The following is a 22,170-nucleotide window of genomic DNA, read 5'->3' on the forward strand; positions in this document are numbered from 1 at the left end:
ACCAACTATATAGAGAGTTGTCTATATAGATGCGCAAAAAAACCTAGCAACCAAAAAGTTGCTAGGCAAGGTAGTGATTCAATTTATTATTTAACTGGGTTAGCAGTTTCATCTAATACTTTGTTTAAACCTTCGATGTTAGCTTTACCTTCAGTACGGAACCATTCTACTACAGCGTCTTCGCCTTCAGAGAAGTGGTCAGTAGCGCCTCTCCATGTAGCACGGCCACATAATACACCATTGAATGTAGAACCAGATTCTTTAGCGAAGTATAAAGTTTTTTGGAATAAGTCTGCAGATACACCTGCGCTTAAGTAGATGTAAGGTAAGTTAGTTGAAGCAGCTTGTTCTTTGAATGCTTGAGCAGCTTCTTCTTTAGTGAATAATGCTTTTTCACCAAATCCTTCAACATAGTTCATGTTTACAGGTACTTCTACTTTTAATACGTCTACGTTGAAACGAGGTTCAGAGTATTTTTTCATTGCTTCGTTTACTTTGTGTGCTTTTACTTTAGCGTATTCTTCAGAACCGCTGTCAGCGTTGTTAGCGTCATAAGAAACGATTTCTAAGAATAATGGTAATTCTTCAGCTACACATTCAGCACCTACACGTTCAACGAAAGCTTCTTTTTGATCATTGATAGCTTTGTCTTCGTCGATGTCAACATATACTAATAATTTAACTGCATCTGCGCCAGCTTCTTTTAAACGTTTAACAGACCAAACGTTTAATAAGTCAGGTAAACGACCTGGTTCTGAAGCATCGTAACCAGTTTTTTCATAAGCTAATAATAAACCAGCATTTTTAGCACGAACTTTAGTTGCTGGAAGACCATATTCAGGGTCTAATAAGATGCTTGATGCATATGGAGTTAATTCTTCAGATACATGTACTTTGAATTGTTCTAAATCTTCTGTTTTAGCATCTGCACCTAATAAGCGTTTTAAAGCGCCACGTTGGTCGATTGCTAATGCAGCGATATAGTTTTTGTCGTTTAATAAAGGTTTAATTGATTTTGTCATGATGAATGTTCCACCTTTTCAATTGTTATTTGATTACTGAATTTCTCAAAGTTGTTTAAATCAATATGTCCAGTTCGTGCTTCTAATGCATTTGAAATACCAGCAGCCATCGCAAATGTTGCTGAGTCTTGGATAGAAGCATCTTTAGAGATACCATAGCTGAAACCAGCTAAACTGCTGTCTCCAGAACCTACTGGGTTAATCGCAACGACTTTAGGAATATCAATGTTATAGACTTGTTCTTGATGACGTAGCAATGCTCCATTTTTACCTAAAGATAATAAGATATATGGAATATGCGCTAAGCTTTCGTCTAATAATTGATTTGCTAAATCGAAATTATCTGAGTTTGTAATTGCTTTAATCTCTTCATCATTTGGTTTAATTAAGAGAGGAGGGCAATGTTTAGAATGATTAACAGTATAGTTTAGTACTTGGCCAGAAGTATCTAAGCAAACAGGTACATTCTGTTTATTTGCGACTTCTAATAATTTGACGTAATAATCTTCAGGGAAGCCTTTAGGTAAGCTGCCTGAGATCGTAACTAAGTCAAAGTTAGAAATAATCGTATTGAAGTGTTCTAGGAAACGATCTTGAATTTCTTCAGGTTGTAATGCACCGCTTTCTAGAATTTCAGTTTGACTATTTTCACTTGTAACGGCGATACATAAACGAGTTGAAGCTGGTGAAATTGTAAAATCATGTTGGATTTTTGTTTCATCTAAGTTGTTTGTCAACCACTCGCCGAATTTACCGCCGATAATTCCTGTACATGTAACATCAATTCCTAGTTCACTCGCAACACGTGCTACGTTGATGCCTTTACCGCCAGCTGATTTGTAATCTTCGGTTGCACGTTGAACTGAATTGATTTCAAAGTGTTCTAAAGGGTAATTGATATCAATTGCAGGATTTAATGTAACGGTTAATAATTTGAATGTCATTAGTCGTGATATTCTCCATTATTCCATTTAGTAAGGAAATCATCGAACATATCTGGAGAGTAATGAACATCTTCAGGTTTTAAAGTTTCATCCATTGCTTTGATGATTGCTTCTTTTTCTGGAGTTGGTTCATATTCTGTTTCTGCAAATGTATCAACGATGTTTTTGATTAAGTCAACACCTGTAACCATACCGCCGGCAGCGATGATATTACAGTTGTATTCGCTTCTTGCTAAACGTGCACTTGTAGCATCACGTACTAATGCAACACGAGTTCCAGGAACTTTAGTAGCACTTGCGCTGATACCTACACCAGTACCACATAATGCAACACCAAAGTCTACTTCTCCTGTAGCTACTAAATGACCGATACGAGTACCATAGATAGGGTAGTGTGTACGTACATAGTCATAAGTACCGACATCAATAACTTCATGTCCGTTATTTTTTAAATAAGTAGCAACTTCTGCTTTAATATTTGTAACAATATGGTCACAACCAATAGCAATTTTCATAATTTAATATCCTCCCATTAACATAAAGAATTCAACATATCTACTCTGATTTGGTGACGTCCAGCGTCGTAGCCTGCTTTTAAGAATGCTTTTACGCAGTTTAATGCGTTTAATTTACCTACAACTTCGCTACCTAATACGATAACGTTTGTATTATTGTGTCTATGAGTCATTTTTGCTGATTGCTCATCAGAAACGGTTGCAGCAATAATATTTTTTTGTTTGTTTGCAAAGTTGAAAGGTGCAATACCGTAATTGTCGATGACAATGGCTTTCGTACCTTCGTGCTCTTGGACGTATTTAGTAACCTCGAAAGTAATTTCAGCAATGTTAGTTGCTTTACTGTTTACTGATAAGTCCTCAATTTCATACTCAGCATCTGCTAAAGATTCTAAAATGAAATCTTTTAATTCTTTTGACTGTGAATCACTATGAATAACAATAGACATAATAAACCCTCCTGTTCGAAAATGTTTGATTTTGTTCTTATCTAGAATATACACTCCATAGGGTAATTTGTCAATTTGATAGATTGTAAAAAATAGGTAAATCTATTGAGAATAGGGGATTTTAGAGAGAGTAAGCGGGGATATTTCAATAATTGGACAAAAAGAAAACGCACACGTTTTGTGTGCGTTAATGTTCGTATTGGTTTATAAAATATCAGTGTACTTTTGATAGGCTTCTTTGGTTGAATGCGGGATAGCGTCATCTGTAATAATCGCATCTAACTGATCAATTGGATAGAAAACAGAGAAAGCACGTGTATTGAATTTTGAACTGTCAGAAACAAGGTATTTCTTTGAAGATTGGTTCAAAATAATTTCATTGGCTTTACCTTCTTCTTCATTTGCGGTTGTCGCATCATTCTCGCTAATACCATTCACACCGATAAAAGCTTTATCAATATGTAATGATTTCAACATTGAGTTAGCGAGACGTCCAATGAATGATCCTGTTTTCTTACGGTAACGTCCTCCGATTAATACAATATCCATATGTTCTAATGCTTCATATTGTTGGAATATATACAGCGAATTCGTAATGATATGTAGACGCATGTCTTTAATGAAAGGATAAATAGCTTCATTGGTCGTACCAGAACCAATGAAAATCGTATCTTCATTTTGAATCAGATGACTTACTTTTTCAGCAATAACACGTTTTTGCTCACTATTAAGCTGCTGCTTTTCATCATTCGCAAGTTCATTATAAAACGTATGCGGTAATACAGCACCGCCATGAACACGTACGAGTAAGCCTTTTTGTTCAAGTTCTTTTAAATCACGTCTGACAGTCATTGCCGCAACATCCATATCATTGGATAAATAACTAACACTGACACTTCCATTGTTTTTTAAGATCGTTAATATTTTTTGATGACGAGATTCTTTTAAATTCAACATAAATCACAACCCGGATAATTTTTGATTTCATAATTATTATAACATAGTGAAAATTTTATAATGTCTTGTGTTCTAGAGTTATTTGGCATGGGCAAGTGCCTCAAAGAAGAGTTGTTTAAAGCGTGTTTTATCGACAGCTAAAACGACGTTCACTGGTTTTTCTTGTGTATTGTAATTTACAACCGTTGCGCCACGTGTGAATGCACCATTTAATTCTACATCGACTTTAGCATTTGCAGTTTTAAAGTGTTCTGGATGCAGTAAGTAAAGCATCGTGTATGCATCATACACAGCAATGCCCGAATCGAATTCATCACCATGATAATGATTGAACATATGATACAGCATGTTTGTTGTGTGGTTAATTGATTTTAATTCATCAATTGCCGTACTTGATAAACTTGCACCGCGTGCAACATCTAAACCAACCATTGTAATTGGCAAACCAGCATGAAAGACAATAGCTGCTGCTTCAGGATCACAGTAAATATTAAATTCAGCAGCGGGAGTGACATTACCACGTCCAGCACTGCCGCCCATTAAGACAATGGCTTTGATATTTGCTTTAACTTCAGGATACGTCTTAAACAACAATGCAATATTAGTTAAAGGTCCGATGGGGACAAGAGTAATAGGCTCATCCGCATCTAAGATTGTTTGATGCATTGCTTCTATCGCTTGATTAGAGGCAAGTAATTCTGGTGAGGGTTCTGGAAGTTCATAACCGCCCATACCTGTTTCACCATGTACGTGAGATGCATCAATAGGTGCGTTAATTAATGGTGCAGCTGCACCACGATGTACAGGTACATCACTGTCAAAGAATGCTTTCAGTTGCAACGCATTGCGCGTTGTTTTATCTATATTGACGTTACCGTGTACGGTTGAAATCATTTTTACATCAATCTCAGGGTGATTCAACGCAATGCTGATTGCTGCTGCGTCATCAATACCTGGATCAGTATCTATGATGATAGGGGTTTTCATATCTATTTCTTCCTCCTTTATTGTATTGATAAAATACGCTACTTATATATTCTATAATCCTTCAGCAAAATAGTCTAAATTTATGTATAAAAAAACTGGCAGGGGAGAACCCCAGCCAGTTTTTGTGCGTCACACGCAATTAAAAATGAATTACATATGAGCACTGTGTCCGCCGACCATAACCCAGTAAGAACCGATTACAGTAATTAGAGTAATGATAATGGCGAAGATAACTTTGAATAGTTGCGTACGTCCATCTTTACCTTCAGTTAAATGCATGAACATTAATAATTGAAGGGCAGCTTGGATGAAAGCAAATCCAAAGATAATTGTAATCTTAGCGTTAAGTGCTAAAGATGTGTAAATCGTCACGTATACTGCTAATAGTGTCAAGACAATTGAGGCAATAAAGCCAACTGTATGTTTTGCTATTGTATTCATCCGCTATACACCATCCCTATCATGTATACTGCAGTAAAGATGAAGACCCAAACAACATCTAAGAAGTGCCAGTATAAACTTACGATAAATAATTTTGGTGCATTGTCTTTATTAAGTCCACGTCTTGCAACTTGGATTAATAGACAAATGACCCAACCGATACCCAACGATACGTGGGCACCGTGTGTTCCTAACAAGATGAAGAAACTTGACCAGTAAGAACCGATTTTTGGTGTTACACCTTCATGTGCATAGTGAGCGAACTCGTAAATTTCTAAACCTACGAATAAGACACCTAGCAATAATGTGATAATCATCCAGATCATCATTAATTTTTGCTTTTCTTGTCTCATGTAATAAATTGAAATACCACATGTATATGAACTGATTAATAACGCAAATGTCATTAATAATACTAAAGGCATTTCGAATAAATCAGTTGTTAACTTACCAGCGTAATCACCGCCGTGTTGCATGATAAGCAACGTCGCAAATAGTGTACCGAATAAAGAGAATTCAGCTGTTAGGAAGATCCAGAAGCCAAACTTGTTCAAATTACCTTCATGCGATTGCGCATCAATTGTTTTTGTATCATGCATGACTTTCAGCCTCCCGTTCTTTTTCACGAGCTTCGCGAAGTTTTGCTTCAGTAGCAGCTACTTCAGAAGCTGGGATATAGTAACCATGGTCGACTTGGAAACTTCTGTAAACCATTGTACCTAATGTACCGATTAAGCAGATAATTGCAGGTACGATAGTTTCGAAAGTTAAGAAGAATGAACCAACAGTTAAGAAGATAGCCATGAAGAAACCAACTGGTGTGTTGTTCGGCATGTGGATATCTTTATAATTATGGTTATCTAAATAATGACGACCTTGTTTTTTCATATCTACAAATGTGTCTAAATCATCCCAATCTGGAGTGATTGCGAAGTTGTACACTGGTGGGATTGATGAAGCAGTAGTCCACTCAAGCGTACGACCGATACCCCATGAGTCGCCTGAAGCGATACGTGGTGATTTAAGGTGACTGTATACAATGTTAGCTACTAAGAATAAGAAGCCGACTGACATTAATAGTGCACCGATTGTAGAAATTACGTTTAACATGAACCAACCATCTGATGGCATGTAAGTGTATAAACGACGTGGCATACCATCTAAACCAAGAATGAATTGTGGCATGAAACATACGTTAAATCCAATTACGAATAACCAGAAGAAAGGAATGTTCAAGCGTTCATTCAATTTGTAACCCATCATCTTAGGATACCAGAAGATAAGTGCTGCTAAACAAGCGAACACAACACCACAAACTAATGTGTAGTGGAAGTGGGCTACTAAGAAGTACGTATTATGGTACTGATAGTCTGTTGATGCCATTGCTAACATTACCCCTGTAACCCCACCGATTGTGAACGTTGGGATGAAAGCTAATGAGAATAGCATTGGCGATTCGAATGAAATTCGACCTTGGTATAGCGTAGCTAACCAGTTGAATATTTTAACACCGGTAGGCACAGCGATTAACATTGTTGAGATTGAGAAGAATGAGTTGATTAAAGGACCATTACCCATAGTGAAGAAATGGTGAACCCATACTAAGAAACTCAAGAATGCGATTGCTGATGTTGCCCAGATCATACTCTTATGACCGAATAAGTGTTTACGTGCAAACGTTGAAATAACGTCTGAGAAAATACCGAATGCTGGAAGGACAACGATGTAAACCTCAGGGTGCCCCCAAACCCAGAAGAAGTTAGCCCAAAGCATTGGCATACCACCATTAACAACTGTGAAGAATTGAGTACCGAAGATACGGTCAATTGTCATCAATGCTAATGTAACTGTGAATACAGGGAATACTAGGATAACAATCAATGCTGTAACGAAAGTTGTTACTGTGAACATTGGCATTTCCATAAATTTCATAGTTGGTGTTTTCATTCGTAAGATTGTTACGAAGAAGTTAATACCTGTCATTAATGTACCAATACCTGAAAGCTGAATAGCTAATAGGTAGTAGTTAACACCAGGTCCTGGACTGAACTCGTTAGCAAGTGGTGCGTAGTTTGTCCAACCTGCAGCAGGTGAACCACCAATGATGAATGACATGTTGAATAGTAACATTGCTCCGAAGAATAACCAGAAGCTAATGTTGTTCATTACTGGGAATGCAACGTCGCGTGCACCGATTTGTAAAGGTACAACTACGTTCCATAATCCGAAAATGAATGGCATTGCCATGAAGATAATCATGATAACACCGTGTGTTGTAAAGATTTCGTTATAGTGGTTTGATTCCAAGAACGGGTTGTTCGGAATTGTTAATTGCGTACGAATTAAAATTGCATCAATACCACCACGGACGAACATTAATACAGCACAAATCAGATACATTAATCCGATTTTTTTGTGGTCGACTGTAGTAAACCACTCTCTGTATAGATATTTCCATAACTTAAAGTACGTGATTACTGCGATTACCCCGATAACTAAGAATGGCGCACCAATTTGTGCCATTGTGATCATCCAGTTACCATGAACGAGTAATTCATGCCATGGGAAATTCATTAATGTTCACCTCCATGATTTTTCTTGTGAAGCTCTTCAGCTTTTTCATCTTTAGCGCCTTTTTGAGCTTTTTCCATTTCGTCCATATTATGAGATTCTTCTTTCTTGAATTCATTATTATATGGTTTGTCGTTTGGTAAGATCATAGCATCCATACCGTGTCTCTTATACATAGCATTTGTAATTTGAGATTTACGAGCAGGATATTTTGAATCTGGTTCGCTTAATACGCCTTCAGTTACATCATAGAAGTTTGGATCTTTAGGTGTGTAATGGAAACGTTTGTAAGCATAGAAGATGTAATCAGGGTCAGCAGCTGGATCTACAAAGTCCATGTGAGTACCACTGAATGTCAACTCTTCATTCTTAGTTGTAGGTAGTAATTGTTTATCGAAAGTATCTTGAGAAAGTTTAGGTTCTTTCTTAGCTTTTTCTACCCATTTGTTGAATTCTGAGTTGCTAACTGCATGTACTGGGAATGTTTGACGAGAGAAACCTTCACCATTGAAGTTTGAGTTACGTCCACGGAACGTACCTTCTTGGTCAGCTTCTAATGTCCATTCCATTGTCATAGCAGTCATTGCATATTTTTGACCACCAAGTTGTGGAATCCAGAAACTTGTCATTGTATCCATAGATTGCAACTTGAATACAATTGGGCGATCTTTTGGAATCGTGATGTGATTCACTGTTTCAATTTTTTGCTCTGGATAAGCAAAGAACCATTTGAAACCTGCGCTTGTTGCATAAACGACGACAGGGTCTTTGTCTTTTGCAGGCGGTGCATCGTACTCATAAAGTGTTTTGACTGTTGGAATAGCCAAAGCAAGTAAGATAATAAATGGTACGGTGAACCAAATAGTTTCTAATAAAGCACTGTGATGTACTTTACCTGATTGTGTTGTATTTGTGTAACGGTATTTATAAGCAAATACTGCGAATAGAATAAATACAACCGCAACAATAACAAGCATAAAGATGATTGAATAAATAATCAGCCATTTTAAACTGCTTGCCATTGGCCCTTTTGGGTTAAGTACTTCCATATGTTCACAACCACTGAGTAAAATCAGTGAGCCAAACAATAGAAGCAAAGACTTAATTTTTGACACTTTATTGACCTCCTAATACTACAATTGTAGGGCTTAACAATAATTTTAGTTTATTATGCAATATTTACAAGTGGGTATAAGCAAATTTTTTACATAAAAATAAAGAAAGCCTTACAGACACTAGGCCTGACGGGCTTTCACAGATTTGTTAAATTTATGTGTCCATTTTGTGAATACTGACAAAAATGCCTGAAACCACAAAAAAAGGCGTTGTAGTTGAGAATGCTTATCAATTAAAGAATTGAAAGCGCTAGCACAAAAATACAAATTAAATATTTTAAAATAGTTTTTAATGACAAGTTACTTGACTTCTATGTAGCGTTCAGAAATATCTTTCGCTCCATCTGAATCAATGACTTGATATTCGACTTTATATTTACCGATTTTATTTGTGTCAACATAACCATTTACGATGATTTGATCTGTCAAATCGCCGTCTTCTTTATCATAAGCACTGATTCCGTTCAGTAAGTTGTAATTTTCGCCTTTTTGAATAATCGCATCTTCAACACCTTTAAGCTTTGGTACAGAGTTATCTGTAGCTTCAGCATTTAAATTAGGTGTAACAAGTGTCGCAGAAACACCAAGTGCTGAAAGTGACTGTAATAATTTGTTCATTAGTTTAGACCTCCGTATTCAATGGCTAATCATTAAGCTTCATAATTAAGTAAATCAATTACGCATTGAGCGCTTGAATTTTGTATTAGGTTCAATATATCGTGTTTCGTACTTTATTACATCCTACTATGGACGTATCCTTTATCACAAGACCAATTTTACTGAATAATTATGAAAATCAGATTAAAATAACGTTAAGTTTTCTCATTTGTCAAATATTTAGCGAAAAAACCACCAATAATTAAATATCTACTATCATTAGGAGGGAAAAGCGAAATATTAAAAAACATGGAATGAAGGAATACGTATACATATTTCATTAAAGGAGCGGGATTTTGAGTCCCGCGCAGCTGTTATGTACTTTCTAAATAGCAATAATTATAAAACGTTTAAACTTTGTCATATTGTCTATTTAAAATTGTGAAAAGTATTTGAAATGAGTTGCTTTAAAATTGTCTATTATGTGAACTGAATTCTTAATTGTTTTAATTTCGTCAAAAACGTATTATGATGAATTTGAGTCGAAGAGGGAGTGAAGTTAAATGTTATCTGAAAAAGATATGGATATTATTAAACAAACAGTACCAGTTCTTCAAGAAAAAGGTGTGGAAATTACGTCATTCTTCTATAATAGAATGTTCAATGAACACCCAGAATTACGCAATATGTTCAACCAAACCAACCAGAAAAAAGGTTTGCAATCCACAGCCTTAGCTCAAACAGTTTTAGCTGCAGCTGCAAACATTGAACATTTAGGTGCAATTATGCCTGTAGTTAAAGAGATTGCTTACAAACACGTTGCATTAGAAGTACCTGAATCAGGATACAAAATTGTTGGTGAAAACTTAATCGCAGCAATTATGCACGTATTAGATTTAAAAGAAGAAGATCCAATTATCCAAGCTTGGATTAACGCATACTGGGAAATTGCAGACGTATTCATTCAAGTAGAGAAAGATATGTATGCTGATATGTTATGGGATGGTTTCCAACCATTTACTGTGACAAACATTGAAAATGTCGCATCAGATATTAAAGCATTCACAGTTTCTTCAGATAAATATGATTTACGCAACTTTGAAGCAGGTCAATATATTACAGTTGATGTTTCAAGCGATAAATTACCATACAGAGCAAAACGTCACTATTCAATCGTTGGCGGAGATGAAGATACGTTAACATTCGCTGTAAAACGTGATGTTTCTGAAAATAGTGAAGGTGAAGTTTCAACTGTCTTGCATGATGAAGTGAAAGTTGGAGATGATATCAACTTAACAGCGCCAGTTGGTGCATTCAGATTGCACAACACTGACAAAAATCAATTATTCTTAGCATCTGGTATTGGTGTCACACCATTAGTATCAATGTATGAAAAAGCAATTGAAGTTGGTGTACCAAACATTCAATTCCTTCACAATGCAACAGATGTTAACGATGTACCATTTGCACAACGTTTAGCTAACGATGCTGCAGAAAATGAAAATGTCACTTATGAAATTCATGATCGTGAAGCGAATGGTTATATTACACAAGAAGATTTAAAACAATATGTCACTGAAGATACGGAAGTTTATGTATGTGGCGGTATTTCATTCTTGAAATCAATCGTTAATGAATTATATGAATTAGGTTTAGATAAATCACAAATTCATTTCGAAACATTCATTCCACGTTTAAGTGTAGATGTTTAATTTTAACTGAAAATAAATTTGTACAAATAGAAGAAGTTGTTCTTTCCGAACTTTCGGAGGGAACAGCTTCTTTTTGTTTGGAATTGAAATAAAACATAAAAAGTGTGCACAAGTATTAAATATTGATATGATAATAAAAAAGAAAGGGGATACATTTATGGATAAAACAGTGAAATTATTAAAAGACTTAACAGACGTGAACGGGATTGCTGGTCATGAATACAAAGTAAAACAATTGATGAAAGATTACTTAGCGCCCGTTTCGGATGAACTTGTAGAAGATAACTTAGGTGGCATCTTCGGTAAGAAAAAAGCAAGCAATGGGTCAAAAACATTAATGCTTGCGGGTCATTTAGATGAAGTCGGCTTTATGGTGACTAAAATCGATGACAACGGTTATTTAAAATTCACACCTGTCGGTGGTTGGTGGAACCAAGTTATGTTGTCTCAAAAAGTGACAGTAACAACTGATGATGATAAAGAAATCAGAGGAATTATTGGTTCTAAACCTCCGCATGTTTTAACGCCAGAACAGCGTAAAACACCAATCGATATTAAAGATATGTTTATTGATGTTGGGGTAGCATCGAAAGAAGAAGCGGAAAAACTAGGCATCGATATTGGTGACATGGTTACACCTTATTCGGAATTTGAAGTATTAGGAAATGAAAATTACTTAACAGCAAAAGCATTTGATAATCGCTTCGGTTGTGCACTTGCGGTAGATACTTTAAATAACCTTAAAGACGATTCAATTCAAGTCAATTTAGTATCTGGTGCGACAGTTCAAGAAGAAGTCGGTTTACGTGGTGCGAAAGTAGCCGCAAATAAAATTAAACCTGATCTAGCAATCGCTGTAGATGTTGGTGTTGCTTATGACACACCAGGGATGGCCGGTGGAGACCATGAAGCTGAGCTAGGCCAAGGCCCATTAGTTGTATTAATGGATGCCACAGCAATCGGACACTCTGGTTTCAGAAAACACGTGAAAAAAGTAGCGCAAGACAAAGGTATCGACATTCAATGGGATACAACGCCAGGCGGCGGTACAGATGCCGGCAGTATTCATTTAGCACACGAAGGTATTCCTTCAATCGTAGTAGGTGTGCCACTTAGATATATGCATTCAAACGTTTCTGTCATGCATAAACAAGATTATTTGAAAGCGGTAGAGTTAGTGACAGAAATCGTCAAAACATTAGATGATGATACAATCGAACAAATCATTTGGTAATCTAAAGATTGTTCGTACTTTCAAATTCATTATTAACGGTATAAAAAAGAGCGGTCGGCATCTACTTACACATGTAAGCAAGCCGACCGCTTTCTTATTAGATATCCCTCAGTATAGCTTTACTGAAATATGCGTCTTATTTTAAGCCTCTGCGCATTTTTTCAGCTAATAACGTATTGTTTAACACCATTGTAATTGTCATTGGGCCAACACCGCCTGGTACAGGTGTGATTGCGCCAGCGATTTCTTTTACTTCGTCGTATTCAACGTCACCTTTAAGTTTGCCGTTTTCATCTGGTGTGTTACCAACATCGATGACAACTGCGCCTTCTTTAACGTCATCTTTAGTTACTAAACCAGGACGACCTACAGCGCTGACAATAACATCTGCATTTTTAAGGTGTTTGCTCATGTCTTTTGAACGTGAGTGTAAAATTGTAACTGTCGCATTTTCTTGAAGTAATAATTTTGAAACAGGTTGTCCAACGATGTGTGAACGTCCGATAACGACTGCTTCTTTACCTTCTAAATCAATATCTGCATTTTTCAATAATTCCATAATACCAAGTGGTGTACAAGGTACGAATGTTTGTTCATCAATATACAATTTACCGATGTTTGCTGGGTTGAAACCGTCAACGTCTTTTGCTGGGTTGATTGTTTCTAGCACTTTTTGTTCGCTGACTTGTTTTGGAAGTGGTACTTGAACCAAAATTCCGCTCACAGAGTCATCGTTGTTTAAGCGTTCTAATTCATTTAATACTTCTTCTTCTGTAGCTGTTTCTTCTAAATGAACGATTTCAGAAATCATGCCGATTTTTTCAGCAGCTTTCTTTTTTGATCTTACATAGCTCATGCTTGCGCCGTCGTTACCGACAAGAATAACAGAAAGTTTTGGCGTATAGCCCTCTTTTTTTAACGCCTCAACTTGATCTTGCAATCCTTGACGATAATCTTTAGCAATTTGTTTGCCATCTAAAATTTTTGCAACCATGTGTAAATTCCTCCTAATAATTTTCGAACTTTCATTGGCGTTTTGAAGTGTAAAACAACAATTTACCATTAAAATCCGTAATTTTAATTGAATTTTCATGTGAAAGTTCGATTTTTGATTGAAAAAGCATGACTTGATTTGTTATGCTATATCTGTAATATACAACTTACTAGATTAAAATTTCAAATAATTGAAAGGGTGTTCAATTTGAAAGTGGCAGTTATTATGGGCAGCTCGTCTGACTGGGGTATGATGTCAGAAAGTTGTCAGATGTTAGATCAATTTGGAATCCCGTACGATAAGAAAGTAGTTTCAGCTCATCGTACACCAAAACTAATGTTTGATTTTGCGACAGAAGCAAGATTAAACGGGTATGACGTAATTATTGCAGGTGCAGGCGGTGCCGCACACTTGCCTGGTATGGTTGCATCAATGACGACATTACCAGTCATCGGCGTTCCGATTGAATCTAAGAGTTTGAAAGGATTAGATTCATTACTTTCAATCGTCCAAATGCCTGGCGGAATTCCAGTTGCGACAACTGCAATTGGTAAAGCAGGAGCGAAAAATGCTGGAATCCTTGCAGCGAGAATCTTAAGTATTCAAAGCGATGAAGTGAGAGAAAAGTTAGAAGCTTATCAACAATCACTAGTAGATAAAGTAGGAGAGATGCAAAGTGAACTTCAGTAAATTAAAGTTTGGATCAACTGTCGGTATTATTGGCGGCGGACAACTTGGTAAAATGATGGCGCAATCCGCTCAAAAAATGGGCTTTAGAGTCATTGTTTTAGATCCGGACAAAGAAGCACCATGTCAATATGTAGCACATGAATTTATTAATGCAGCTTACGATGACCTAGATGCATTAAGACAACTTGGTGAAGCTTCTGATGTTGTAACATATGAATTTGAAAACATTGCTGCAGATCAATTAGAAACACTCACAAAAGAATTTAATGTTCCTCAAGGCTATCAAGCCATTCATTTATTGCAAGACCGTTTAACAGAAAAACAAACGCTTGAATCAGCAGGTACAAAAATCGTACCGTATGCACAAATTACAAATGCTGAAGATTTAGAGCATGCTGTTGAAAAATTAGGTTATCCATTTATGGTGAAAACACGTTTCGGCGGTTATGACGGAAAAGGTCAAGTGCTTGTACGTTCTAAAGAAGATTTAGCAGAAGCTGAATCATTAATCGAAGTACAAGAATGTGTCGCTGAAAAGTTCTTAGACCTTTATAAAGAAGTGTCATTAACTGTAACAATCGGAAATGGCGGTCAAATCGTTTATTTCCCATTACAAGAAAACGAACATCGCAACCAAGTCTTATTTAAAACAATCGTGCCTGCACGTTCTGATAAAGAAGCAGAAGCGCGCACAGAAGTAGATAAGATTAAAGAAAAAGTGCATTTTGTGGGTACCTTTACAGTAGAGTTCTTTATCGATAAAGATAACCATCTCTATGTAAACGAAATTGCACCAAGACCTCACAATTCTGGCCATTATTCTATTGAAGCTTGTGACTTTTCACAATTTGATACACACATCCTTGCAGTCACTGGCCAAAAATTACCAGAACGCATTGAAATTTTAAAACCCGCTGTCATGATGAACTTGCTTGGCAAAGATTTAGATTTACTCGAAGATGACTTCGGTGATCATCCTGAATGGCACGTTCATATTTATGGCAAAGCATCTAGAAAACCAGCACGAAAAATGGGTCACATGACAGTTTTAACTGATGACATTGATAAAACTGAACAAGACATGTTGGCAACCTTTAGAGGAGGAGCAAAATAATGTCATTATTATACGAAGGTAAAGCGAAACGAATTTTCTCAACAGACGAAGACGGCGTATTACGTGTGGAATACAAAGATGAAGTGACTGCCGGCAACGGTGCAAAAAAAGACCACATTGACGGCAAAGGACGTTTAAACAACAAAATCACTTCTATCATTTTTGAACACCTTAAAGAAAAAGGCATTAACAGCCATTTTATTAAACAAACATCTGAAACTGAACAATTGGTTCAAGCAGTAGAAATTATTCCATTGGAAGTGGTCGAACGTAATATTGCGGCGGGTTCTATCACAAGACGTTTATGTTTTGACAAAGGCCGTGAATTTGAAAAACCGCTTGTAGAATTTTTCTATAAAAATGATGATTTAAATGACCCTTTAGTAACAGAAGACCATGTGAAATTATTACACATCGCAACACATGATGAAATTGAACAATTAAAACAAATGGTATTAGAAGTCAATCGCGCATTAGTTGAATTGCTAGACAGCATCAACTTGCGTTTAGTTGATTTCAAAGTGGAATTCGGCCGCACAAAAGAGGGTCAAATTCTTTTAGCAGATGAAATTTCTCCAGATACTTGCCGTATTTGGGAAAAAGACAGTGACACTAACTTTGACAAAGACGTATACCGTGAAGACCGCGGTTCAATTATCGAAACATATCAAACTTTCTTAAATAAACTGGAGGATCTTAAATAATGAAAACTATCGAATTGCACATCACATTACAACCACAGGTATTAGATACACAAGGACAAGCACTTAACCGTGCCGTACATGACTTAGGCTACAACCAAGTAAATGATATCCGTGTAGGTAAATTACTATACATGACAGTGGACGAAGCAACAGATGAAGCGGTTCATAATATCGTTACAACATTAAGTGAGAAATTATTTGCTAACACAGTCATTGAAGAGTACAGCTATAAAGTAGTTGACGAAAAGGAGAATGCATAATGAAATTCGCAGTACTTGTATTCCCTGGATCAAACTGTGACAGAGATATGCTGAACGCAGCTTTGAAAACAGGTGTAGACGCAGAGTATGTTGATTACCGTGTGACATCTTTAGAAGGATTTGACGGCGTATTAATTCCTGGAGGCTTCTCTTTTGGTGACTACTTACGTTCAGGTGCGATGGCAAGTGTTGCACCGGTTATCAAAGAAGTTAAACGTTTTGCAGATGAAGGCAAACCTGTATTAGGTGTTTGTAACGGATTCCAAATCTTAACAGAAATCGGTTTATTACCAGGCGCATTATTACACAACGATTCACACTTGTTCGTCAGCCGTAATGAAGCGTTGAAAGTTGTCAATAATAACACACCTTTCACAAAAGCATATGCTGAAGGTGAAACAGTAGTATATCCAGTAGCACATGGTGAAGGTAACTACTATTGCACAAAAGAAATGTACGAAGCTTTAGAAGCTAATAATCAAATTATCTTGAAATATGCAGATAACCCTAATGGTTCTTATGACGATATCGCTGGTATTGTGAACGAAAAAGGTAATGTGTGCGGTATGATGCCTCACCCAGAACGTGCATTAGAATCAATTTTAGGAACAGACGATGGCGTGAAATTATTTGAGTCAATGGTAAATAGTTGGAGGGAACAAAATGCCTAAGTTTATTGAACCAAGTATTGAAGAAATTAAATCAGAACATTTATACCGTGATATGGGATTAACAGATGCTGAATATGATAAAGTAGTTGACATTTTAGGTCGTCAACCAAACTTTACTGAAATTGGTATTTTCTCTGTAATGTGGAGTGAACACTGTTCATACAAACACTCTAAACCATTCTTGAAACAATTCCCGACAACAGGGGAACATGTCTTAATGGGACCTGGTGAAGGTGCTGGTGTTGTAGATATCGGTGATAACCAAGCGGTTGTATTCAAAGTTGAATCACATAACCACCCATCTGCGATTGAACCTTACCAAGGTGCAGCAACAGGTGTCGGCGGTATCATTCGTGACATCGTGTCAATCGGTGCACGTCCAATCAACTTATTAAACAGCTTACGTTTTGGTGAATTAGACGAAATCCAAAACCGTACATTATTACGCGGCGTTGTAGCGGGTATCGGCGGATATGGTAACTGTATCGGTATTCCAACAACTGCTGGTGAAATTGAATTTGATGAACGTTATGATGGCAACCCATTAGTTAACGCAATGTGCGTGGGTATCATTGATCATGACAAAATTCAAAAAGGTACTGCGAAAGGTGTTGGCAACTCAGTCATTTATGTTGGCTTAAAAACAGGCCGAGACGGTATCCATGGTGCAACATTCGCATCAGAAGAATTAAGTGAAGAAAGCGAAAGCAAACGTCCTTCAGTACAAATCGGTGACCCATTCGTAGGTAAAAAATTGATGGAAGCGACACTTGAAGCCATCACTTACCCAGAATTAGTCGGTATCCAAGATATGGGTGCAGCTGGTTTAACATCATCTTCTTCAGAAATGGCAGCAAAAGGCGGCAGTGGTTTACACATGCGCTTAGAACAAGTTCCAGTACGTGAAGAAGGTATCTCTCCATATGAAATGATGCTTTCAGAAACACAAGAACGTATGTTGCTTGTAGTTGAAAAAGGTACAGAACAAAAATTCTTAGACTTATTCGATAAACGTGAATTAGACAGTGCTATTATTGGTGAAGTTACGGATACAGATCGTTTCGTATTAACTTACGATGGTGAAGTTTATGCTGATATTCCTGTAGAACCATTAGCAGATGAAGCGCCTGTTTATATCTTAGAAGGTGAAGCAAAAGAATATAATACATCTAAAAACGACTACAGCAATGTAGATGTGAAAGATGTATTCCATAAATTATTGACACACCCAACTATTGCATCTAAACGTTATTTATACGAACAATACGATCAACAAGTAGGTGCAAACACAGTAATTAAACCTGGTTTACAAGCCTCTGTAGTACGTGTTGAGGGTACAAACAAAGCGGTTGCTTCAACAATCGACGGTGAAGCACGTTATGTATTCAACCAACCATACGAAGGCGGTAAAATGGTCGTTGCTGAAGCCTACCGCAACTTAATTGCTGTTGGTGCAACACCACTTGCAATGACTGACTGCTTGAACTATGGTTCACCAGAGAAAAAAGAAATCTATCAACAATTAACTGACTCTACAAAAGGTATGGCAGAAGCATGTGAAGTGTTGAAAACACCAGTTGTTTCAGGTAACGTTTCACTTTATAACGAAACTAAAGGTACTTCAATCTTCCCAACACCAGTTGTAGGTATGGTCGGCTTAATCGAAGATATCGATTACTTAAATGATTTCCATCCACATGCAGGCGACAAATTATATGTTGTGGGTGAAACACGCGATGACTTCGGCGGCAGCCAAATTGAAAAATTATTATATGGTAAAGTCAACCACGAATCAGAAGCACTTGACTTATCAAACGAAGTTGAAAAAGGCGAACAAATCAAAGCGGCAATCAGAAGCGGCAAAGCATCACATGTACAAACTGTCGGTAAAGGCGGCTTATTGATTTCATTAGCTAGAATCAGTGCACACTACGGTTTAGGTGTAGATGCAACATTAGACGTAACTGATGCACAATTATTCAGTGAATCACAAGGACGTTATATTGTTGCAGTGAAAGCAGGACAATCATTAGATATTCCTAATGCACAAGAAATCGGAACAATCACTGAGGATGGCAAGTTCAAAGTATCAAATGGTCAAACTACTGTAGAAGAAAACGTGTCGACGTTAAACGAAATGTGGGAAGGAGCAATTCCTCAATGTATGACATCCGCGGATTAAATGAAGAATGTGGAGTCTTTGGAATTTGGAATCACCCCCATGCGGCAACTTTAACTTACATGGCATTGCATAGTTTGCAACACCGTGGACAAGAAGGTGCTGGTATTGTGTGCTCAAACGGCGAATCGCTGTTTGGGGCACGCGGCATGGGTTTATTAACTGAAGCGATATCAGATGCACAATTAGAATCACTACAAGGCTATCAACATGCAATTGGGCATGTACGTTATGCGACAACAGGTGCGAGTGAAATTGCCAATGTGCAGCCGTTCTTATTTAAACACTCAAAAGGTGATTTAGGACTTGCGCATAATGGTAACTTAACGAATGCTGTTCAAATTCGTAAGGCTTTAGAATCTGAAGGCAGTGTGTTCCAAACGACAAGTGATTCAGAAGTATTAGCGCATTTACTTATTAGAGGCAAATCTCCAAATATTAAATCAAACCAAAAAGCAGCGTTGAACCAAGTCAAAGGTGCTTTCAGCTGTGTAATGTTGAATACGAAACAACTTGCTGCGGTTAGAGATAATAATGGCGTACGTCCATTAATGTTAGGTGAAGTGGATGGTGCGTATTGTGTTGCAAGTGAAACATGTGCATTCCAAGCAATTGGCGCAACATACATTCGTGATATTGAACCGGGTGAATTAATCACATTCAGCGGTGATCAAGATATCGATTATGATACGTATACCAATCAAATTCATCATAATATGTGTTCAATGGAATATGTTTACTTTGCACGTCCTGATTCAGAGTTCCATAAGCACTCTATCTATAATGTGCGTAAAGCCTTAGGTAAGAAACTAGCAAGCGAGATGGGCATTGATGCTGATATTGTTATCGGTGTTCCGGATTCATCTTTACAAGCTGCTAAAGGTTTCTCTGAATATACAGGCATTCCAAATGAACAATGTTTACTTAAAAACCGTTATATCGGCCGTACGTTTATCACGCCAGATCAAAGTGTCCGTGAAAAACAAGTACGTATGAAACATTCACCAATCAGAGACGTCATTGAAGGCAAACGTGTCGTTGTCATTGATGACTCTATTGTGCGTGGTACGACAAGTAAATATATTGTGAAAGCTTTAAAATCTGCAGGTGCGAAAGAAGTACATATGGGTATTTCTTCACCACCATTAGTGGATCCATGTTATTACGGTATCGATGTATCTACACATGCAGAATTAATGGCAGCACAACATAGTGTCGATGAAATCAAAGACATGATCGGTGCAGACTCATTAACATATTTATCTGTTGAAGGCATGCATGAAGTGTTTAAAGAATTTGACTCAAAAGGCGAGTGTGACGCTTGCTTTACAGGCAATTATCCAATTGAAATTGTAGATCATCAATTACCAGAAGTTAAAGAACTTAAAAGAAGAGGAGTGTAAAGCTGTGGCAGCAGATTCTTATAAAAATGCCGGTGTGGATATTCATGCTGGATATGAAGCAGTTGAGCGTATGAAAAGCCATGTGCAACGTACAATGCGTAAAGAAGTACTAGGTGGACTAGGAGGTTTCGGTGCAGCGTTTGATTTATCACAATTAAACATGCAAAAACCTGTCTTAGTATCTGGTACAGATGGTGTAGGTACAAAGTTAAAACTTGCGATAGATCATGATAAACATGACACAATCGGTATCGATGCAGTGGCAATGTGTGTAAACGATATTTTAACAACAGGTGCAGAACCGCTTTATTTCCTTGACTACATCGCAACAAACAAAGTTGTACCTGAAGTTATCGAACAAATTGTTAAAGGTGTCAGCGATGGTTGTGAAGAAACAAATACTGCTTTAATCGGCGGAGAAACAGCTGAAATGGGCGAAATGTACCATGAAGGCGAATATGACTTAGCTGGTTTTGCAGTAGGCGCAGTTGAAAAAGATGAATATATCGATGGTTCAACAGTTAAACCAGGACAAGTGATTATCGGTTTAGCTTCTAGCGGTATTCATTCAAATGGTTACAGCCTAGTCCGTCATTTAATTAATGAATCAGGTGTGGATTTAAACGCTGAATTCGACAATGGCCGTACTTACTTAGATACTTTCTTAGAACCGACACGTTTATATGTTAAACCTGTATTAGCTGTCAAAGAACAAGTGAAATTGCATGCGATGACACATATCACAGGCGGCGGTTTCTATGAGAATATTCCACGTGCTTTACCAGAAGGTGTAACAGCAGAAATTGATGTACAATCATTCAACACACCTAAAGTGTTCGATTGGTTACAAGAAGCTGGCAGCATCGCGACTGAAGAAATGTACAATATCTTCAATATGGGTATTGGTTTCACATTAGTTGTAGATGAAGCAGATGCTGAAAAAACATTAGAAATCTTAAAAGGTCAAAATGTTGAAGCGTTCAACATTGGCAAAATTGTTGAAGGCAAAGAAGAACCAATCGAATTAACGGGGGTTAAAGCGTGACTAAAGTAGCGATCTTTGCGTCAGGTTCTGGCAGCAACTTTGAAAACATTGCACAACGTGTTCAAGACGGCAGACTAGACAATATTGAAATCACAGCACTTTATGTCGATCACGACGATGCGTTCGCGATTGAACGTGCAGAGAAGTTAAATATCCCTGTACACGTCACACTTCCTAAAACATTTGTCTCTAAAAGTGATTATGAACAACGCTTATTAGAATTGTTGAAAGAAGAAGAAGTGGAATGGATTGTACTTGCAGGCTATATGCGTTTAATCGGTCCAGATTTATTGAATGCGTATGAAGGCCGTATTTTAAACATTCATCCAGCTTTATTACCTAAATACAAAGGGATTGACGCAATTGGCCAAGCTTTTGAAAGCGGCGATAAAGTAACAGGTTCTACTGTTCATTATGTAGACAGTGGAATGGATACAGGTGAAATCATTGAACAAAGTCAATGTGACATCTATCCGGATGATACCAAAGCACAACTAGAAGAACGTATTAAAAATTTAGAATATGAACTTTATCCTAGAGTCATCGCAAAAATTATTCGATAAGAG

General features: G+C 37.2%; 23 protein-coding genes. 11 read left to right on the plus strand and 12 right to left on the minus strand.

The window, feature by feature from the left end; translation table 11 throughout:
- Nucleotides 1-86 precede the first annotated feature (86 nt).
- The 11 genes from lacD to ACFCT9_RS00910 all read right to left on the minus strand — a co-directional run bounded on the left by lacD (nucleotide 87) and on the right by ACFCT9_RS00910 (nucleotide 9,619).
- Nucleotides 87-1,022 carry a tagatose-bisphosphate aldolase gene (gene lacD / locus ACFCT9_RS00860; protein ID WP_412520052.1) on the minus strand — a complete coding sequence of 312 codons (936 nt, stop codon included), beginning with the start codon at nucleotides 1,020-1,022 and terminating at the stop codon, nucleotides 87-89.
- Nucleotides 1,019-1,966 carry a 1-phosphofructokinase family hexose kinase gene (locus ACFCT9_RS00865; RefSeq protein WP_412520054.1) on the minus strand — a complete coding sequence of 316 codons (948 nt, stop codon included), beginning with the start codon at nucleotides 1,964-1,966 and terminating at the stop codon, nucleotides 1,019-1,021. Before ACFCT9_RS00865 ends, lacD begins: the two co-directional genes overlap by 4 nt.
- Nucleotides 1,966-2,481 (minus strand): galactose-6-phosphate isomerase subunit LacB, encoded by a 516-nt coding sequence (lacB, locus tag ACFCT9_RS00870; protein ID WP_412520056.1) that lies wholly within the window; start codon nucleotides 2,479-2,481, stop codon nucleotides 1,966-1,968. Before lacB ends, ACFCT9_RS00865 begins: the two co-directional genes overlap by 1 nt.
- Nucleotides 2,482-2,498: 17 nt before the next feature.
- Nucleotides 2,499-2,930 (minus strand): RpiB/LacA/LacB family sugar-phosphate isomerase, encoded by a 432-nt coding sequence (locus tag ACFCT9_RS00875; protein WP_412520058.1) that lies wholly within the window; start codon nucleotides 2,928-2,930, stop codon nucleotides 2,499-2,501.
- Between the two features lie 204 nt (nucleotides 2,931-3,134).
- A complete protein-coding gene (locus ACFCT9_RS00880) occupies nucleotides 3,135-3,887 on the minus strand; it encodes a DeoR/GlpR family DNA-binding transcription regulator (protein ID WP_412520060.1) in 753 nt (250 codons plus the stop codon).
- Between the two features lie 78 nt (nucleotides 3,888-3,965).
- Nucleotides 3,966-4,874: a ribonucleoside hydrolase RihC gene (gene rihC / locus ACFCT9_RS00885; RefSeq protein WP_412520062.1), complete on the minus strand. Its 909-nt coding sequence runs from the start codon at nucleotides 4,872-4,874 to the stop codon at nucleotides 3,966-3,968.
- Between the two features lie 150 nt (nucleotides 4,875-5,024).
- The gene (gene qoxD, locus ACFCT9_RS00890; protein ID WP_070848692.1) at nucleotides 5,025-5,315 is read right to left on the minus strand and encodes a cytochrome aa3 quinol oxidase subunit IV; all 291 of its coding nucleotides are present in this window, start codon (nucleotides 5,313-5,315) and stop codon (nucleotides 5,025-5,027) included.
- The gene (gene qoxC / locus ACFCT9_RS00895; RefSeq protein ID WP_412520063.1) at nucleotides 5,312-5,914 is read right to left on the minus strand and encodes a cytochrome aa3 quinol oxidase subunit III; all 603 of its coding nucleotides are present in this window, start codon (nucleotides 5,912-5,914) and stop codon (nucleotides 5,312-5,314) included. The genes qoxD and qoxC overlap by 4 nt, the downstream gene beginning before the upstream one ends.
- Complete coding sequence (qoxB, locus tag ACFCT9_RS00900) at nucleotides 5,907-7,889, minus strand: cytochrome aa3 quinol oxidase subunit I (RefSeq protein ID WP_412520064.1); 1,983 nt, start codon at nucleotides 7,887-7,889, stop codon at nucleotides 5,907-5,909. The genes qoxC and qoxB overlap by 8 nt, the downstream gene beginning before the upstream one ends.
- Nucleotides 7,889-9,001 (minus strand): cytochrome aa3 quinol oxidase subunit II, encoded by a 1,113-nt coding sequence (qoxA, locus tag ACFCT9_RS00905; protein WP_412520066.1) that lies wholly within the window; start codon nucleotides 8,999-9,001, stop codon nucleotides 7,889-7,891. Before qoxA ends, qoxB begins: the two co-directional genes overlap by 1 nt.
- Before the next feature lie 300 nt (nucleotides 9,002-9,301).
- On the minus strand, nucleotides 9,302-9,619 hold the full coding sequence (locus ACFCT9_RS00910) for a DUF5011 domain-containing protein (protein ID WP_412520068.1): 318 nt from the start codon (nucleotides 9,617-9,619) through the stop codon (nucleotides 9,302-9,304).
- A 542-nt stretch (nucleotides 9,620-10,161) separates the two neighbouring features.
- On the opposite strand from ACFCT9_RS00910, the gene ACFCT9_RS00915 reads away from it, so the two are divergent.
- Both ACFCT9_RS00915 and ACFCT9_RS00920 read left to right on the plus strand, forming a co-directional pair.
- Nucleotides 10,162-11,310: a globin domain-containing protein gene (locus ACFCT9_RS00915; protein WP_412520069.1), complete on the plus strand. Its 1,149-nt coding sequence runs from the start codon at nucleotides 10,162-10,164 to the stop codon at nucleotides 11,308-11,310.
- A gap of 157 nt (nucleotides 11,311-11,467) precedes the next feature.
- The gene (locus ACFCT9_RS00920; RefSeq protein ID WP_412520070.1) at nucleotides 11,468-12,544 is read left to right on the plus strand and encodes a M42 family metallopeptidase; all 1,077 of its coding nucleotides are present in this window, start codon (nucleotides 11,468-11,470) and stop codon (nucleotides 12,542-12,544) included.
- Between the two features lie 136 nt (nucleotides 12,545-12,680).
- Here the strand turns inward: ACFCT9_RS00920 and folD are convergent, their stop codons facing one another.
- On the minus strand, nucleotides 12,681-13,538 hold the full coding sequence (folD, locus tag ACFCT9_RS00925; RefSeq protein WP_412520072.1) for a bifunctional methylenetetrahydrofolate dehydrogenase/methenyltetrahydrofolate cyclohydrolase FolD: 858 nt from the start codon (nucleotides 13,536-13,538) through the stop codon (nucleotides 12,681-12,683).
- Between the two features lie 207 nt (nucleotides 13,539-13,745).
- On the opposite strand from folD, the gene purE reads away from it, so the two are divergent.
- Genes purE through purN form a run of 9 tightly spaced genes read left to right on the plus strand, consistent with a single transcriptional unit; the run spans nucleotide 13,746 to nucleotide 22,167 of the window.
- Nucleotides 13,746-14,228, plus strand: a complete 483-nt coding sequence (purE, locus tag ACFCT9_RS00930) for a 5-(carboxyamino)imidazole ribonucleotide mutase (protein ID WP_412520074.1) — start codon at nucleotides 13,746-13,748, stop codon at nucleotides 14,226-14,228.
- Entirely contained in the window at nucleotides 14,215-15,342 is a 1,128-nt protein-coding gene (gene purK, locus ACFCT9_RS00935) for a 5-(carboxyamino)imidazole ribonucleotide synthase (RefSeq protein WP_412520076.1), read from the plus strand. The genes purE and purK overlap by 14 nt, the downstream gene beginning before the upstream one ends.
- The gene (gene purC, locus ACFCT9_RS00940; protein WP_412520078.1) at nucleotides 15,342-16,046 is read left to right on the plus strand and encodes a phosphoribosylaminoimidazolesuccinocarboxamide synthase; all 705 of its coding nucleotides are present in this window, start codon (nucleotides 15,342-15,344) and stop codon (nucleotides 16,044-16,046) included. Before purK ends, purC begins: the two co-directional genes overlap by 1 nt.
- Nucleotides 16,046-16,306, plus strand: a complete 261-nt coding sequence (purS, locus tag ACFCT9_RS00945) for a phosphoribosylformylglycinamidine synthase subunit PurS (RefSeq protein WP_002480497.1) — start codon at nucleotides 16,046-16,048, stop codon at nucleotides 16,304-16,306. Before purC ends, purS begins: the two co-directional genes overlap by 1 nt.
- Entirely contained in the window at nucleotides 16,306-16,977 is a 672-nt protein-coding gene (gene purQ / locus ACFCT9_RS00950; protein WP_412520080.1) for a phosphoribosylformylglycinamidine synthase subunit PurQ, read from the plus strand. Before purS ends, purQ begins: the two co-directional genes overlap by 1 nt.
- Nucleotides 16,970-19,159 (plus strand): phosphoribosylformylglycinamidine synthase subunit PurL, encoded by a 2,190-nt coding sequence (purL, locus tag ACFCT9_RS00955; RefSeq protein WP_412520082.1) that lies wholly within the window; start codon nucleotides 16,970-16,972, stop codon nucleotides 19,157-19,159. Before purQ ends, purL begins: the two co-directional genes overlap by 8 nt.
- Nucleotides 19,138-20,559: an amidophosphoribosyltransferase gene (gene purF / locus ACFCT9_RS00960; RefSeq protein WP_412520083.1), complete on the plus strand. Its 1,422-nt coding sequence runs from the start codon at nucleotides 19,138-19,140 to the stop codon at nucleotides 20,557-20,559. The genes purL and purF overlap by 22 nt, the downstream gene beginning before the upstream one ends.
- A 4-nt stretch (nucleotides 20,560-20,563) precedes the next feature.
- On the plus strand, nucleotides 20,564-21,604 hold the full coding sequence (purM, locus tag ACFCT9_RS00965) for a phosphoribosylformylglycinamidine cyclo-ligase (RefSeq protein WP_412520085.1): 1,041 nt from the start codon (nucleotides 20,564-20,566) through the stop codon (nucleotides 21,602-21,604).
- Nucleotides 21,601-22,167: a phosphoribosylglycinamide formyltransferase gene (gene purN, locus ACFCT9_RS00970; RefSeq protein WP_412520087.1), complete on the plus strand. Its 567-nt coding sequence runs from the start codon at nucleotides 21,601-21,603 to the stop codon at nucleotides 22,165-22,167. Before purM ends, purN begins: the two co-directional genes overlap by 4 nt.
- Nucleotides 22,168-22,170: the final 3 nt, after the last annotated feature.

The organism is Staphylococcus simulans (genome assembly GCF_047037175.1).
GTDB classification, from domain to species: Bacteria; Bacillota; Bacilli; order Staphylococcales; family Staphylococcaceae; genus Staphylococcus; species Staphylococcus simulans_C.